The sequence below is a fragment of the Faecalibacterium sp. AF10-46 genome (assembly GCF_003604105.1).
Taxonomy (GTDB): Bacteria; Bacillota; Clostridia; order Oscillospirales; family Ruminococcaceae; genus Faecalibacterium; species Faecalibacterium taiwanense.
Map to the genome: position 1 here is coordinate 60,886 of NZ_QVGY01000012.1, position 15,104 is coordinate 75,989.

The following is a 15,104-nucleotide window of genomic DNA, read 5'->3' on the forward strand; positions in this document are numbered from 1 at the left end:
AATTTCAAAAAAGACTTGACAACTCCGCACGTTTGCGGTAAAATAATCATGCTGTTTTTGAGACAGCAGGTACTGGAGTCCAGTGTAAGGCTATGCCGCCTGCCGAGAAACGTGCGTAAAGTTGTTTTATGCCTTTTTCTCGACCAAGTGCGGGAAAGAGGCTTTTTTCATACTTGCTCCGGTTTTCGATACAAGTTTTTGAAACGAGGTGAAACCGAATGCCCAGTGCAAAGATTCTTTCTGAAAAGCAGGCTTATGTCGCTGATCTGAAGGCAAAGTTTGAGAGTGCGGTTTCCGGCTGCGTCGTCGCTTACGGCGGCATTAACGTCGAGAACGACACCAAGCTCCGTAAGGAGCTGCGTGAGGCAGGCGTCGATTACATGGTCGTGAAGAACACCATGCTGCGTCTGGCTGTCAAGGGTACCTCTCTGGAGGGCCTGGCTGAGCAGTTCAAGGGCGATACCGCTATCGCTTTTGCTCACGAAGCGGATCCCATGTCCGCTGCCCGCATCCTGTGCAAGTATCAGGATGGCGATAAGTCCAAGAAGTTCGTCGTGAAGGCTGGCTTCATGGAAGGCAAGGTCATGGACGCTGCCGAGACCAACGCAATCGCAAAGCTGCCCAACCGCGAAGGCATGCTGTCCATGTTCGCAGGCGCCCTCACCAGCACTCTGTCTGGTCTGGCCGTTGCAATGCAGGCTTATGCCGACAAGCAGGAGGAGCCTGCAGCCTGATTGCTGCATGACCGCTGCTTAAACAAAACAAGAAACTAACAAACAAAACCATTGATATTGGAGGGTTACTACTATGGCTTCTGAGAAGATTACTGCCATCATCGACTCCGTTAAGGAGCTGTCCGTTCTGGAGCTGAAGGAACTGATCGACGCTTACTGCGAAGAGTTCGGTGTTTCCGCTGTTGCTGCTGCTGCTCCCGCTGCTGCTGGCGCTGCTGCTGCCGCTGAGGAAGAGAAGACCGAGTTCGACGTCATCCTGGCTGAGGCTGGCGCTACCAAGATGCAGGTCATCAAGCTGGTGAAGGAGATCACCGGTCTGGGCCTGAAGGAAGCTAAGGCTATCGTCGATGGCGCTCCCAAGGCTGTCAAGGAGAAGGTCTCCAAGGCCGAGGCTGAGGACATCCAGAAGAAGCTGACCGAGGCTGGCGCTAAGGTCGAGGTCAAGTAATTGAACCTCTTCTGAGAGTCGTTCATTCTTGAGCAATGAGGTGCCCGTACCGAAAGGTGCGGGCATCTTTTTTTGTTTGATGATCGGCATGTCTTTTCCGCATTCAAAAACTATGCTATACTGTTCTCAACAGGAGGAACGGCAGAGCCTTTGTCCCCTCTGCCGCAAAAAGAGAGTTTATGGAACACCGCATCTGGAACAAAAACAACATCCGCACTTCCCTTTTGGGTTACGGCTGTATGCGTTTTCCCACCAAAGCCGACGGCACCATTGACGAAGAGCGCGCCGAAGCTTTGCTGAACACCGCTAAGGCCGCCGGTGTCAACTACTTCGATACTGCCTATCCCTATCATAACGGCCAGAGTGAGCCATTTGTGGGCCGCGTGATCGCCAAATGGGACCGCAGCAGCTTTTATCTTGCCACCAAAATGCCGCTGTGGAGCTGCAAAAGCCTGGACGATGCCAAGCGCATTTTTGAAGAGCAGCTGCAGCGGCTGGGCGTGGACTACATCGACTTCTACCTGCTGCACTCCCTGCACAAGGCCCGGTACGAAAAGGCAAAAGCCATGGGCCTTGTGGACTGGCTGTGGCAGCAGAAGGCCGCAGGACGCATCCGGAACTTTGGGTTTTCCTGCCATGACAACTCTGCCGGATTTGAGTATATTCTGCGCGACCAGCCGTGGGATTTCTGCCAGCTGCAATACAATTATCTGGACCGGGACGACCGTGCCGAGGAGATCTCCGGCGACCGGGGCTATCAGCTGACCGAAGAATGCGGCGTGCCGCTTATCATCATGGAGCCCATCAAGGGCGGCACGCTGGCATCCCTGCCTGCAGATGCCGCCGCACCGCTGCACGCCCTGCGTCCGGATGCCACCGATGCCTCCTGGGCGCTGCGCTGGGTGGGCAGCCACAAAAATGTGCATGTGATCCTCTCCGGCATGAGTGCTGAGGGTCAGCTGACCGACAACCTTGCCACCTTTGACCATTTTGAACCGCTTTCCCCCGCCGAGAATGCCGCTGTGGAAAGCGTAGCCAACGAGCTGCACCGCCGCATCAAGATTGGCTGCACCGGCTGCCGGTACTGTATGCCCTGCCCCATGGGGGTGGACATCCCGGACAATTTCAGCATCTGGAACAAGCTGGGCATGTTCGGCCAGAAGGATGCCATCAAGGCCCAGTGGACCACCCGCTTCCCGGACAGCGAAAAGGCCCTGCACTGTGTGCGCTGTGGTAAGTGCGAAGCCGTCTGCCCGCAGAAGCTGCCCATCCGCGATTCTCTGGCACAACTGCAAAAGGAGCTGGACGCACTGTAAAAATCAAGCCATGAGGTCCTATAGGATATCTCATAAACCGAGGGTGATCGTATGATAAAAATAGCTTTTTTTGACGTAGACGGGACCCTGCTCCAGCTAGGCAGTAAGGAGCCGTCCCCCAAAACTGTGCAGGCTTTACAGAAGCTACGGGCAAACGGGGTCTTGTTATGCATGGCAACTGGCAGAGGCTATCTCTCCGTCCCGCATTTTGAGAGCGTTGACTTTGATATCTGGCTGACTTTCAACGGCTCTTATGTCCGCAGCAAGGATACTGTGCTCTTCAAAAACCCACTGGATGTTGACGACAAGTATCGAATTTTGCAAAATCTGAAACAGATGCACCGGGCGGCTGCCATCAGCAACGAGCACTTTATCGTGACGAACGGAACCGACCCGGATCTGGCACAGTATTTTTCCTTTGGCAGTGAGAAGCTGATGGTCTCCGATCGTTTCGATGCACTGTGCGAGGAGGAGATTTATCAGATCATGTGCTCCTGCAACAGCGCCGAATACGCGCAGATCTTACAGGGGACCCACGCCACACAGATCACCGCATGGTGGGACAAGGCAGTGGACATTATTCCACTCTCCTGTGGCAAAGGAAACGCCGTGAGAGCCATCTTGGCGCATTACGGCTTTTCAAAGGCAGAAGCCATTGCTTTTGGAGATGGTCGAAACGATATTGAGATGCTGGAAGCAGTTGGTACCGGCGTTGCCATGGGAAATGCGCTCAACGAGGTCAAGGCAAGGGCTGCTGTTATCTGCCGTTCCGTGGAAGAGGACGGCGTCTACCATTACTGCCTTGAAAACCACCTCATTTGAACGAAACATCTTTCATCTTCCGGCGTTTATTACAAAAGGCTGCTGCACAGCATTTGTGCAGCAGCCTTTTGAGGTTCTTATCGTCTTACCACAGCCGGATGACCTTGATCACACTTTCAGCCTTATCGCGGGCCAGCTCCAGATGGTGCTGCAGGGAATCTGCAGCACTGTCCCAGTTGTCGGCCAGAGCGGCATCCAGAATTTCCAGATGTTCGTCACAGGTCTGCTCCTGATTGATCATGCTCACCTTGCCGGTCATGATGCGGAAGCGGGTGTTCAGACCGGTGATGCGGTCATACGCCGAACGCAGGTACTTGTTGGGCAAAGTGCTCATGAGCAGTTCGTGGAACTCATCGTCCGACTCGCAAAAGTCGGTGATGCTGTCCGGGTGATGCATCAACTCGGCAAATGTCTCCAGCTGTTCCCGCGGGATGCCGCTGCCATAAGTACGCAGGGCGTAAGGCTCCACCAGCAGGCGCATCTCGAACATGCTGTGCACGTCCTCCTCGGTGATGCCGGAAACCATCAGGCCCTTCTTGGGCAGAATGGTGATCAGGCCTTCCTGCTCCAAGCGGCCAAGAGCATCCCGCATGGGGGTGCGGCTGATGTTGCCCATCTCGGCACAAAGCTTCTGCTCGTTCAAAAACTCGTTGGGCCGGTACTCGCAGTTCAGGATCTTGGTCTTAAGGTACTGGTATGCCTGCAGCTTCAGGCTCGGTTTGGTCTGCGACTCCATTTCTTTCATGTTCTGCACAACTCCTATTCCCTTTTCCCTTGTAAAGAAAAAGGTTCTTCTCCTATAATACTCTGGGGCGCATGCTTTTTAACTTCAAAGCATCTTGTATTCTTGCTGCAATCCAAGTAGTATTCCAGTTCTATTATTTCATAATAGGGCAATTATTACAATACTTTTTTATGAACTTTGGCGCGTTTTATGTTTTATCTAATTTTTATATCCCATTTTTGCCAAAATCAACAAGTTTTTTTGTGCTTGTAGCCAATGCCGCTTCTTTTGGCCCGGTTCTTTTGCATCCAATGCAAAAATATGCTACAATGTAAAAAATATTGAAAAGGGTGTGGATCTCTCTTATGGCACGAAGCGACGGCTACAATACCAAGACCCGTCAACTGATTTTAGATTATCTCATCAACAACCGGCAGCACGCGGTGAGTGCTTCCAACATTCTGGAGCATCTGGAAGAGCAGGGCGCAAGCCCCAACCCCACCACAGTGTACCGCTATCTGGACAAGCTGGCCGGGGAGCAGCGCATCATGAAATACGTTGCCGACAAGGGCGAAAAAGCCGTGTTCCAGTACGTGGACGAGGGCCGACACTGCCGGGAGCATCTGCACCTCAAATGCGTGCAGTGCGGACGCATCTATCATTTGGACTGCCACTTCATGGACGAAGTGCGCGCCCACCTGATGGCAGAGCATGGCTTTACCCTGCAGTGCGAGGGCAGTGTTCTGTATGGTTTGTGCCGCCACTGCGCCCAAAAAGAGGAACAGTCCGACTCTGATGGTCAAACCGCACAAAAATGCGCCTGCTGTGTTGACACGGACAAAAAGCCGTGATACAATGCATGCAAGAAAAAGCGTTGACCGGGAAAAGTAAGGTTTCAATGTCCTCTTTCAGAGAGTGCGGGTAGGTGGAAGCCGCGCAGAGAGCGAAACCCGAACGAACACCCGCAAGCTTCCCCCTGAACCTGTTTGTGCAGCAGTAGGGGCCGACGTGCGCCGCTCGTTATCGCGGCAGTGCTTTCAACGGGGAGAGCGCACAAAAGTGACTGGCATGGTTTTATGCCGGTAATTTAGGTGGCACCACGGATACGGCAGCATATTCGTCCTAGCGATTGGGATGAATGAGCTGCCGTATTTTTTATTTAAAAAGAGGGGTAAGAAATATGTGTTGTGTTATGGGCTATACCGGGCACGATCTGAGTGCCGCCAAATTCAAGGAATACCTGCTGCGCACGGTCATGCGCGGCCCGGACGACCAGCGTGTGGTGGAAGGGCCTTTCGGTCTGATGGGCTTTGGCCGCCTTGCCATCATGGGCCTGACCCCGGAAGGCATGCAGCCGTTCTACCGCGGTGCCGACTGCGTGGTGTGCAACGGCGAGCTGTACGGCTTCCGCTTTGAGAAAGAGATCCTCAAGCGCCGCGGCTACAAGTTCCAGTCCGACTGTGACTGCGAGATCCTGCTGCCGCTGTACTATGAGTACGGTCTGGATATGTTCCGCCACATGGACTCCGAGTTCGCGCTTATCATGTACGATTCCCGCAAGGACCGGCTCATCGCCGCCCGCGACCCCATCGGCATCCGTCCGCTGTTCTACGGCTACTCCAAGTCCAGCCACCAGATCGCATTCGCCTCCGAGATGCAGAACCTCATTGGCTGGTGCGACGACATCCGGCCCTTCCCCATTGGCAGCTACTACTGCGATGGCCGCTTCGTCCGCTATGAGGACATTGCCGATGTGCCCGCCCCCATGCAGGACGACATGGACACCGTGCTGCGGAACATCCGCGAAAAGCTGATCGCAGGCGTAGAGAAGCGTCTGGACGCAGATGCCCCTGTGGGCTTCCTGCTCTCCGGCGGTCTGGATTCCTCGCTGGTGTGCTCCATTGCCGCCAAGAAGCTTGGCAAGCCCATCCGCACCTTTGCCATTGGCATGGACACCGATGCCATTGATCTGAAATATGCGCGCCAGACCGCAGAATATCTGGGCAGCGAGCACCACGAGATCATCATCAACCGGGATATGGTCATCAACAGTCTGGAAGAGGTCATCCGCCTGCTTGGCACCTGGGACATCACCACCATCCGCGCCAGCATGGGCATGTACCTGCTGTGCAAGGCCATCCACGAGCAAACCGATGTCCGCGTGCTGCTGACCGGCGAGATTTCCGATGAGCTGTTCGGCTACAAGTACACCGACTACGCCCCCACCGCCGATGCCTTCCAGCAGGAGAGCCAGAAGCGCATCCGTGAGCTGTACATGTACGATGTGCTGCGCGCCGACCGCTGCATCTCCTCCAACAGCATCGAGGCCCGCGTGCCCTTTGGTGATCTGGATTTTGTGCGTTACGTCATGGCCATTGACCCGGAAAAAAAGCTGAACAGCTACGGCAAGGGCAAGTATCTGCTGCGCAAGGCCTTTGAGGGCGATTGGCTGCCGCCGGAGATCCTGTGGCGCGAAAAGGCCGCCTTCTCGGATGCTGTAGGCCACAGCATGGTGGACGACATCAAGGAGTATGCCGAAAGTCTTTACACCGACGAGGAGTTCCAGCTGCGCCGGGCAAACTATTCGGCCCACTGCATGCCGTTCACCAAGGAAAGCCTGTTTTACCGCGAAATTTTCGAGAAGTACTATCACGACCAGAGCCGCACCATCGTGGGCTTCTGGATGCCCAACAAGGCATGGCCGAACTGCAACGTCAACGACCCTTCGGCCCGTGTACTGGCAAACTACGGCGCTTCCGGCGTGTAACGCCAGACCATTTTGAATGCGCTCCGCTTTGCTTTGCGCATGAATAGCGGAAAGAATATTCTATAATTTGTAGATCGGGAAAATCTGCGGATTTTCCCGATCTACTTTTTCACGAGAGGGAACCCTCTCCGTCACCTGTGGTGACACCTCTCCCAAAGGGAGAGGCTCTGGCGAAACTGGAAACCTTGCCGCCATGCCAAGGGCTCTCCCTTTGGGAGAGCTGCCGAGCGGAGCGAGGCTGAGAGGGCTAGCTCTTCCCCCGCTGCGCCGCCGCTTCCATAGGAAGCAGGCGCGGCATCCGCCTCTTGCCGTCAAAGCTCCATCTGTGAAAATGCAATGCCGGGCGGTCCGCAGACCGCCCGGCATTGCTCTATTAAAATTATTTTTCCGCTATTCATGCCCAAAGCGCACGCGGCGGGCATTCTAAATTGTTGTGTTACATCCTGATTTTTTGTGCCGCGCGTGCAATGGACGCAAGCAGAGCCACCAGCCGCTTTTCGTCCATCTGGCCGCAGTAGCTGGTGAAGGTGTAGTAGCAGCCCTGCACGCAGAAGGAAAGCACGATCTTACGCACCACATCGGCATCAAACGAGGGGTCGCTCTCCGAGATGCATTTGCTCATTGCAGCTTCCACGCGGTTGATGAACAGCCCCTGACGGGAGCCGGAAAACAGAATGCCGATCTCGGTCTGCTTCCGGGTAAACGCCCGGAACATTTCCCGGGTCAGCCACTCGGTGCGCTCGCTTACATCACGGGCGGTCAGCTGCGGCAGGCTTTCCACCACCACCTCCACCATTTCGTCCTCCATGGCGTTGGCCAGCGCATAGATATCCTGATAATGCGCATAAAAGGTGGACTTATTGATGCAGGCCAGATCGCACAGTTCCTTGACCTTGATCTTTTCCAGCGGTTTCTGCGCCCGCAGCTCCATGAATGCCTGCTTGATGGCACGCTCCGTTTTTTCAATGCGAATATCCAGAAAACCCACCTCTTTTGCATTTATGTTGATTATCCAACCATTTTCCTGTTTTGCGGATAGACAAGGCCCTCAGCCTTTTTTATACTGGGTCTATCCCCATCCGCATCACTCCTTGCGGTATAGGATGCCTTTTTCTTCCAGCTCTTTTTTGATGCGCTCAAAGCTCCCGGCATCCGGGCAGTGCAGGGTGTGCAGATGCACGCCGCCGGTCATGCGGCTCAAAAGCGCTTCCGGCGTGTCTTTGGCCTGCTGGATGAAGTTGTCCACATCGTAGCGGCTGGCAAGGTTCAGGTTGCCGCGCAGCTCGCCATACAGGCTGTTCTCCACGGCCACATCCACCACGATGCCGCCCTGATCCACCACGGTGTACAGCTCGGTGCGCATCTCGTCCTCGGTGCTGTGCACGCAGGCCAGAATGGCGGTATAGCCTTTTTCCGCCGGGTGCAGCTGATAGCCCCGGGGCGTTGCATCGATCTGCGCACCGCCTGCCCGCAGCAGAGCCACATCCCCCACCACGATCTGGCGCGAGACCCCCAGCAAAGCCGCCAGTGCGCTGGCACTGACCGGTGCTTCGGCCCCGCTGAGCCGTTTCAGAATGGATTCTCTGCGCTGCGCTGCATTCATGGTTTTCAAAGCTTCCTTTCCGCTTTACGGTATTATGCTCTTATTGTAGCAAAAGACGGCGGATCATGCAAGAATGCGTTTACTTTTCCAGCTGCAGGATGGTAGCATAATTGGAGGGCAGCTGCACTTTCATGCGGCCCCACTCCATGCTGGTCAAAACGGGCTGTGCGCCCACCGTGTCGGCCAACAGGTCCTTTGCAGAGGATGCCTCCACCGGCAGCTGGAATTCCAGCTGTGCGGGACTGTCGCCGTTGTTCAGCACCACGACGCAGGCCTTTCCATCCAGCACCCGGGCAAAGGCATAGCACTGGGTGGTGAGCTGCAGCTCTTTCACCTCGCCGTCGGTCAGCTCCGGCAGCTCCGCCTTCAGTCTGCCCAGTGCGGCATACACGCTGGTGACAGGATTGGTGGTCTCAGCGTCCTTGAAGTCGGAAAGTTCCAGGCAGGGGCGCAGCGGCCAGTCGCTTCCCCACTCTTTTTTGCCTTCAATGCCAAATTCTGAGCCATAATAGATGGACGGAATGCCCCAAAGCGTATATACTAGAATTGCAATGTGGCGGATGTGCTCCCGGTTGCGCAGCTTGTTGGGCAGGCGCTCCACATCGTGGTTGTCCGAGAACAGATACAGCCGGGTATCGTGGCACAGGCCCTGCAGACGGCGCATGGTGTGGGCGATCTCGAAATAGTTGTGGTCGTTGTGGCCGCTCCACAGGCCCTTGTGCAGCTCGTAGTTGGTCACCGAGTGCAGCATCTCCGGGTTTGCCCAGCGGCTGTAATCGCCGTGGATTACCTCGCCCATAAGCCAGAACTCTGGCTTTACCTCGTTGGCAAGGCGGCGCAGACCGCGCATAAAGTCAAAGTCCAGCACATCGGCTGCGTCCAGACGGATGCCGTCAATGTCAAATTCATCCACCCAGAAGCGGATGGTATCGTAGTGGTAGTTCTGCACCTCCGGGTTGCGCTGGTTCAGCTTGACCAGCAGATTGAAGCCGCCCCAGTTTCCGTAGGAAAAGCCGTCGTTGTACTCGTTGTTGCCCCAGAAATTCACATCGCAGAACCAGTCCTTATAGCGGGCGTTCTCGCGGTTTGCCTTCAGATCCTGAAACGCAAAGAAATCGCGGCCCACATGGTTGAACACGCCGTCCACGATCACCTTCTGGCCCCGGGCATGGCACCGGGCCACAAAGTCCTTGAACTCTGCGTTCGTGCCAAGACGGCGGTCTACCAGCCGGTAATCGATGGTGTCATAGCCATGGGAGCCGCTCTCGAACAGCGGGCCGATATAAATGGCCGTGCAGCCGATGTCCGCTGCGTGCTCAGCCCATGCGTTCAGTTTATTAAACGCACCGGGCACCGCCTGCCCATCGTTCTCATGTGCGCAGCCGCACAGCCCCAGAGGATAGATGTGATAAAATACCGCGTTGTCATACCAAGCCATTGTTCATACCGCTCCCATACAAAAAAATCAGCCTCCGCCCACTGCGGCGGCAGGAATAGTATAGCACAGAATCTGTAAAACATGTTAATTTTTGCTGATTTTTGTCAAGAATCTACAAGAATATCAGCTACTGTGCCCCATTTCGTCTTGTTTTTATTGGATATATTGCCCAAACACCTGTGTCACATGCAGTGCCGCCGGGCGCTGCCTATCATAGAATGTAAGGAGATCTTTGCATGAATTACCCCGCCATTCCCCGTGAATTCTTCAATGGAGACTGCTTTGATGCCTACCGCATCCTTGGTGCGCATCCCTGCTCTGACAACGGCACCGAAGGGTGGCGCTTTGCGGTGTGGGCCCCCGGTGCCACGGCAGTGGAAGTCTGCGGCGGCTTCGACGGCTGGGAGGCAGGCGTGCCCATGGAAAAAGCCGATACCGGCGTGTGGAGCGCATTCGTCCCCGGCCTCGCAGAGGGCGACCTTTATAAATACCGGGTGCATGGTGCCGACGGCAGTGTGGTGATGCGCAGCGACCCCTACGCATTTTCCACCGAGCTGCGGCCGGGCACAGCCAGCCGTCTGGCAAAGATGGACTTCCACTTTGACGACAGCGCATGGATGGAGCGCCGCGACAAATGCCGCAACCGCCCGCTGAACATCTACGAGATGCACGTTGGCAGCTGGCGGCACAAGCCCGGCAGCAAGCAGGAGGACGGCTCAGACGGCTGGTATAACTATGAGGAGCTGGCCAAGGAGCTGATTCCATGGCTGCTGGACCATCACTTTACCCATGTGGAGCTGCTGCCGCTGGCCGAGCATCCCTTCGACGGCAGCTGGGGCTACCAGACCACCGGCTATTTTTCCGTCACCAGCCGCTACGGCACCCCCGCCCAGTTTGCCGGCTTCGTCAACGCCTGCCACCGCATGGGCATCGGCGTCATCATGGACTTTGTGCCGGTGCACTTTGCCGCTAACGCCGACGCTCTGGCAAAGTTTGACGGCACCTACCTCTACGAGTACGACAGCGATGTGGGCCACAGCGAGTGGGGCACCTGCAACTTCAACTACTACCGCCGGGAGGTGTGCAGCTTTTTGAACAGCGCTGCCGCCCTGTGGATGGACGTATACCACTGCGACGGCATCCGTATGGATGCCATCTCCCGCGCGCTGTACTGGCAGGGCGACCCGAACCGCGGCGTGAACGAGGGTGCCGTGAACTTTCTGCGCAGCCTGAATCACGGCCTGAACGAGCTCTGGCCCACCGGCATCTACACCGCCGAGGACTCCACCAACTTCCTCAAGGTGACAGCTCCCACCCGCTACGACGGCGTGGGCTTTGACTACAAGTGGGATATGGGCTGGATGCATGATACGCTGGACTATTTTGCTACCCCCTTCGGTGAGCGGCCAAATGCCTACGGCAAGATCGTTTTCAGCATGCACTACTTCTACAACGAGCTGTATCTGCTGGCCTTGAGCCACGACGAGGTGGTGCACGGCAAAAAGACCATCATTGATAAGCTGTGGGGCACCTATGCGGAAAAATGCGCCCAGCTGCGCACCCTCTATTTTTATATGTACATGCACCCGGGCAAGAAGCTGAACTTCATGGGCAACGAGATGGGACACTTCCGGGAGTGGGACGAAAAACGGGAGCTGGACTGGGACCTGCTGAAATACCCCTTCCACGATGCGTTCCAGAAATACTTTGCCCACCTGTGCCGGGTGTATTCCACTGAGCCTGCACTCTACGATGGCGAGTACAACCCCGACTGCTTTGAGTGGGTGGCCTGCGAGAGCCGCAGCGAGGGCGTGTACGCATGGCTGCGCAAGGGCCGGGGCGAAAACCTGCTGTGCATCATGAACACGCAGGACCACGCCCACAAAAAGTTCCCGCTGTATCTGCGCTTTCCCTGCAGTGCCGAGGAGGTGCTGAACACCGAATCCCCCGAGTGGGGCGGTGCACTGAAGGGCCGCCGCAAGACAAAGCTTCACACCACCGATGGCGGTGTGTTTGGTCGGGACTATACCCTTACAGTAGACCTACCTGCCATGGGCAGCTGCCTGCTGCGCCTTGCGCCGGAGGCCCCGAACCCCGATGCAGCCCGCATCAGCGCCAACAAAGCCCTGAACGCAAAGCGCCGCGCTGCCCGCAGCACAAAGGCCACAGCCAATTCCAACAAGTAATATTCGTTTCAAAATGTCCCGTCTGCGTTCAAAGCGGCGGGACATTTTGTTGTTTTCCGTGCACAGCGGCTGGACAGTGCAGATTTTGCTTGCTATACTGTAGCTGTGATATTCTGCAGCTGAGAGGTTTTTGGGATGAGTGGAATCGTTTCCCGTCTGTCTGTCCTTGGCAAGGTCTGGCTGGGCCTTGCTGCCGGGGCACTGGCGCTTATTGTATTCGGCCTTGCCGCACCGGGCAGCAGCCTGTTTTTCCCGCTGGTGAGCCTGTGGTGCAATGCAGCACTGTTTGCACTGGCGCTGCTGGTGCTGCGCCGGGCCGGTGTGGAGCTGGACCTGTTCCACAAGGCGGTGCTGGTGGGCCTGTGGGCAGCGGCCGTGCTTTACTTTTACTGGGTCCTCGGCAGCCGCACCTTCCTCTACCACTGGGACTATGTGAACTACATTTTAAAGCAGTATCATGCCGAAGCTGCCTTTGCACAGAGCGCAGGTGCAGGCTTCCGTTTCCTCCTCGATTCCATCACCGAGGACTACACCAGCTTCATCACCCTGTTCACCGAGTTTCCGTTCTGCCTGAGCGGCAAGACCGGCGACGACTACGCATTCTGTCAGGTATTCAGCGTACTGCCCAGCCTGCTGGTGCTGCTGGCGGGCCTGACGGTCAAGGTGGGCCGGATGCTACGGGTAAAGAACCGGTTCTGGTATTTCCTCATCGGCTTTTCGTGGTGCGCTACCTTCCCGTTCGTGCGCATGTCGGCGGTGTTGGGCCAGCCGGACTGGTTCGGGCTGATCTTTGCCTTCATGCTTATGCTGCTCACACTGGACTACCGCTTTGACGGCATCGACCTGCCCCGCTATCTGCTCATCTTCGCCGCCACGGCGGGCATCATCCTCACCCGGCGCTGGTACTTATATTTTGTGGTGGGCTACTGCTTTGCCTACGTGCTGATGCTGGCAGTTTCCAGCATCCGGCTGGCAAAAGATGGCCAACCCAGCCGCGCTGTGCACCGCATGGTACGGCTGGTGGTGTTCGGCCTGTGTGCGGCCGGGGCCATGGTGCTGCTGCTTCTGCCCATGGTGCGCAAAATTTTAAGCTTTGACTACGCCGGGCGCTACTCTTACTACAACTTCGGCGGCATCACGCTGGAGCTGGCCGCACAGACACTGCGCATCGGTTTGCTGAACTTCATCCTCATCGGAATGGGGCTGTGGTTTGCCGCAAAACGCCGTCTGCCTGCCCTGCCCTGCCTTGCAGGGGCAGAGCTGCTGGTGAGCCTTGTGCTGTTTACCCGGGTACAGAACACCGGCTCCCACCAGATGCTACTGTTCGTGCCTGGGTGGCTGCTGCTGTTCCTCGTTGGTTCCGCCGCACTGGCCGACGGCCTGAAAAAGCACACCGCCGTCAAGCTCTGCTACTGGGGCTTTACCATGGTGTTTGCGGTGTCCGTGCGCTGCTCGCCGCTGACCACCGTTGCTCTGCCGGGCTTTGTGGTGGATCATTTTCCCCTCAAGGCCGTGTCGGAATTCGTCCGGCTGGACAAGCTCACCTACGACCGCACCGATGCCGCCCAGATCCAGCGCGTGGACGACTGGATCGATGCCCACTGCGATGCGGAAAAGGGCGAGTTCGCCTACATGATCCCCCACGATATGCTGTACAACTCGGACATGTTCCAGTACGCCGCCCTGCCGGACATCCAGCTGCAGGGCAAGCTGGCCGCCGGCATCTCCATCCCGGGCACCCACGAGTTCCCGGTGCGGTTCTTCGAGGCAAAGTACGTGCTCACCGCAGAGCCGCTCCCCCAGACCTTTGTCAGCGGCGGTGAGCTCTCCGGCCGGTGGAATGCCCTCTTCTGCGCCGCGCGGGATGCGCACTTTACGCAGGCCGCCAGCTTTGACATGGGCAACGGCACCGTGTTCACCGTGTGGGAGCGCACCGAGCCTGCCGACCGGGCTGAGGTGGAGTATTATCTGAATGCCTTCGCGCAGGAGGATGCGCTCTACCCCGAAATGTTCTCGCAGGTGGCGGAAGCCTGGCTTGCCGGACATGGACTTTAAATTGCAAACGCTTTGGATATAAAAGGAGTATTTCCCATGGAACAGAATGCAAACGCCCTGCCCAAGGTCACGCTGGGCCAATACAAGGGGCTGGAATTCACCCGCCGGGTGCGCCCGGTATCGGAAAAGGCCGTGGAGCTGGAGGCTTCAAACCTCACCCGCACCCGCGCCCCCTTTGAACCGGTGGAAAAATCCGCCGCGCGCGGGATGCGCGTCACGCTGGATTTTGAGGGCTTCATGGACGGCGCACCCATCCCGGAAAGCAAAATGGAAAATGTGACCGTGGTGCTGGGCACCGGTCAGCTGATGCCCGCCGCCGAGGATGCCGTGTACGGCCACAAAGCAGGCGAGAGCTTCCGGTTCGATTTTACCTATCCCGCCGAGTTCCGGGTGCCGGAGCTTTCCGGCAAGACGGCGCAATTCGCCATCACCCTGCACACCGTGGAACAGAAGCAGCCTGTACCGCTGGACGATGCCTTTGCCAAGACACTGGGCTTTGATACGGTGGATGCCCTGAAGGAGAGCATCCGCGAGAAAAAGCGCCGCTCCCACGAGGCCAACGCCGACCGAATTGCCGGAGCCGCCCTGCTGGGCATGGCCGGTGCCAACCTGACGGCGGAGCTGGATAACGCCATTCTGGACCAGAATGCCGACCACGACATGAACGCCCTGCGCGAACGGCTGCGCCGCAGCAAAATGACCATGGAGCTGTACTGCAAGGCAGGCCAGACCACACCGGACGAGGTGCGCGCCGCCTTCCGCCGGGATGCCGAGCGCAAGATGCGCAGCATCCTTGCGGTGCAGGCCATCGCCAAGGCCGAACAGATCACCGTGTCCAACGCAGAGGTGGATGCCGAGTACGTCCGCCTTTCCAAGCTGCACGATACCCCGGAAGCCGAGATCCGCAATGTGCTCAGCCGGGACGCTGTGGCCTCTGCCGTGACCACTCAGAAGGTGCAGCGTTTCCTGATCGACCACGCAAACATCACTTCGGTTGTGGAAAAGGAGTAA

At 57.0% G+C, this 15,104-nt stretch carries 13 protein-coding genes and 1 other annotated feature; of the genes, 9 read left to right on the plus strand and 4 right to left on the minus strand.

The window, feature by feature from the left end; translation table 11 throughout:
* Positions 1 to 218: 218 nt before the first annotated feature.
* The 4 genes from rplJ to DWV57_RS12240 all read left to right on the plus strand — a co-directional run bounded on the left by rplJ (position 219) and on the right by DWV57_RS12240 (position 3,320).
* Positions 219 to 734, plus strand: coding sequence for a 50S ribosomal protein L10 (rplJ, locus tag DWV57_RS12225; protein ID WP_005944524.1), 516 nt, complete (start codon positions 219 to 221; stop codon positions 732 to 734).
* Positions 735 to 807: 73 nt separating this feature from the next.
* On the plus strand, positions 808 to 1,182 hold the full coding sequence (gene rplL / locus DWV57_RS12230; protein ID WP_005944525.1) for a 50S ribosomal protein L7/L12: 375 nt from the start codon (positions 808 to 810) through the stop codon (positions 1,180 to 1,182).
* A 179-nt stretch (positions 1,183 to 1,361) separates the two neighbouring features.
* Positions 1,362 to 2,498: an aldo/keto reductase gene (locus DWV57_RS12235; protein WP_120020933.1), complete on the plus strand. Its 1,137-nt coding sequence runs from the start codon at positions 1,362 to 1,364 to the stop codon at positions 2,496 to 2,498.
* Positions 2,499 to 2,549: 51 nt separating this feature from the next.
* Complete coding sequence (locus DWV57_RS12240) at positions 2,550 to 3,320, plus strand: HAD family hydrolase (RefSeq protein ID WP_118526460.1); 771 nt, start codon at positions 2,550 to 2,552, stop codon at positions 3,318 to 3,320.
* 85 nt (positions 3,321 to 3,405) lie between these two features.
* Here the strand turns inward: DWV57_RS12240 and DWV57_RS12245 are convergent, their stop codons facing one another.
* Positions 3,406 to 4,065 carry a GntR family transcriptional regulator gene (locus DWV57_RS12245; protein ID WP_097781559.1) on the minus strand — a complete coding sequence of 220 codons (660 nt, stop codon included), beginning with the start codon at positions 4,063 to 4,065 and terminating at the stop codon, positions 3,406 to 3,408.
* Between the two features lie 344 nt (positions 4,066 to 4,409).
* Here DWV57_RS12245 and DWV57_RS12250 point away from each other — a divergent pair, with 344 nt between their 5' ends.
* On the plus strand, positions 4,410 to 4,895 hold the full coding sequence (locus DWV57_RS12250) for a transcriptional repressor (protein ID WP_097775183.1): 486 nt from the start codon (positions 4,410 to 4,412) through the stop codon (positions 4,893 to 4,895).
* Positions 4,896 to 4,909: 14 nt separating this feature from the next.
* Positions 4,910 to 5,172: a binding site (T-box leader), on the plus strand.
* A gap of 64 nt (positions 5,173 to 5,236) precedes the next feature.
* Positions 5,237 to 6,811 (plus strand): asparagine synthase B, encoded by a 1,575-nt coding sequence (gene asnB, locus DWV57_RS12255; RefSeq protein ID WP_005944530.1) that lies wholly within the window; start codon positions 5,237 to 5,239, stop codon positions 6,809 to 6,811.
* A 436-nt stretch (positions 6,812 to 7,247) separates the two neighbouring features.
* On the opposite strand, the gene DWV57_RS12260 is transcribed toward asnB, so the two are convergent.
* The 3 genes from DWV57_RS12260 to DWV57_RS12270 all read right to left on the minus strand — a co-directional run bounded on the left by DWV57_RS12260 (position 7,248) and on the right by DWV57_RS12270 (position 9,852).
* Positions 7,248 to 7,799 (minus strand): TetR/AcrR family transcriptional regulator, encoded by a 552-nt coding sequence (locus tag DWV57_RS12260; protein ID WP_118526462.1) that lies wholly within the window; start codon positions 7,797 to 7,799, stop codon positions 7,248 to 7,250.
* A 96-nt stretch (positions 7,800 to 7,895) separates the two neighbouring features.
* On the minus strand, positions 7,896 to 8,414 hold the full coding sequence (locus DWV57_RS12265) for a transcription repressor NadR (RefSeq protein ID WP_005944532.1): 519 nt from the start codon (positions 8,412 to 8,414) through the stop codon (positions 7,896 to 7,898).
* Positions 8,415 to 8,493: 79 nt separating this feature from the next.
* On the minus strand, positions 8,494 to 9,852 hold the full coding sequence (locus tag DWV57_RS12270) for an alpha-amylase family glycosyl hydrolase (RefSeq protein ID WP_005944533.1): 1,359 nt from the start codon (positions 9,850 to 9,852) through the stop codon (positions 8,494 to 8,496).
* A 236-nt stretch (positions 9,853 to 10,088) separates the two neighbouring features.
* Here DWV57_RS12270 and glgB point away from each other — a divergent pair, with 236 nt between their 5' ends.
* The 3 genes from glgB (at position 10,089) to tig (ending at position 15,104) form a co-directional block, all read left to right on the plus strand.
* Complete coding sequence (gene glgB / locus DWV57_RS12275) at positions 10,089 to 12,038, plus strand: 1,4-alpha-glucan branching protein GlgB (RefSeq protein WP_120020934.1); 1,950 nt, start codon at positions 10,089 to 10,091, stop codon at positions 12,036 to 12,038.
* 135 nt (positions 12,039 to 12,173) lie between these two features.
* Entirely contained in the window at positions 12,174 to 14,093 is a 1,920-nt protein-coding gene (locus DWV57_RS12280; protein WP_120020935.1) for a hypothetical protein, read from the plus strand.
* Between the two features lie 36 nt (positions 14,094 to 14,129).
* Positions 14,130 to 15,104 (plus strand): trigger factor, encoded by a 975-nt coding sequence (gene tig / locus DWV57_RS12285; RefSeq protein ID WP_120020936.1) that lies wholly within the window; start codon positions 14,130 to 14,132, stop codon positions 15,102 to 15,104.

What these genes read in the sequence shown, in the direction of transcription:
- DWV57_RS12235 (WP_120020933.1), top strand. Translation starts at nt 1,362, where the DNA reads ATGGAACACCGCATCTGGAACAAAAACAACATCCGCACTTCCCTTTTG.
- rplJ (WP_005944524.1), top strand. Translation starts at nt 219, where the DNA reads ATGCCCAGTGCAAAGATTCTTTCTGAAAAGCAGGCTTATGTCGCTGAT.
- DWV57_RS12245 (WP_097781559.1), bottom strand. Translation starts at nt 4,065, where the DNA reads ATGAAAGAAATGGAGTCGCAGACCAAACCGAGCCTGAAGCTGCAGGCA.
- DWV57_RS12270 (WP_005944533.1), bottom strand. Translation starts at nt 9,852, where the DNA reads ATGGCTTGGTATGACAACGCGGTATTTTATCACATCTATCCTCTGGGG.
- tig (WP_120020936.1), top strand. Translation starts at nt 14,130, where the DNA reads ATGGAACAGAATGCAAACGCCCTGCCCAAGGTCACGCTGGGCCAATAC.
- asnB (WP_005944530.1), top strand. Translation starts at nt 5,237, where the DNA reads ATGGGCTATACCGGGCACGATCTGAGTGCCGCCAAATTCAAGGAATAC.
- DWV57_RS12250 (WP_097775183.1), top strand. Translation starts at nt 4,410, where the DNA reads ATGGCACGAAGCGACGGCTACAATACCAAGACCCGTCAACTGATTTTA.
- DWV57_RS12240 (WP_118526460.1), top strand. Translation starts at nt 2,550, where the DNA reads ATGATAAAAATAGCTTTTTTTGACGTAGACGGGACCCTGCTCCAGCTA.
- DWV57_RS12280 (WP_120020935.1), top strand. Translation starts at nt 12,174, where the DNA reads ATGAGTGGAATCGTTTCCCGTCTGTCTGTCCTTGGCAAGGTCTGGCTG.
- glgB (WP_120020934.1), top strand. Translation starts at nt 10,089, where the DNA reads ATGAATTACCCCGCCATTCCCCGTGAATTCTTCAATGGAGACTGCTTT.
- DWV57_RS12265 (WP_005944532.1), bottom strand. Translation starts at nt 8,414, where the DNA reads ATGAATGCAGCGCAGCGCAGAGAATCCATTCTGAAACGGCTCAGCGGG.
- rplL (WP_005944525.1), top strand. Translation starts at nt 808, where the DNA reads ATGGCTTCTGAGAAGATTACTGCCATCATCGACTCCGTTAAGGAGCTG.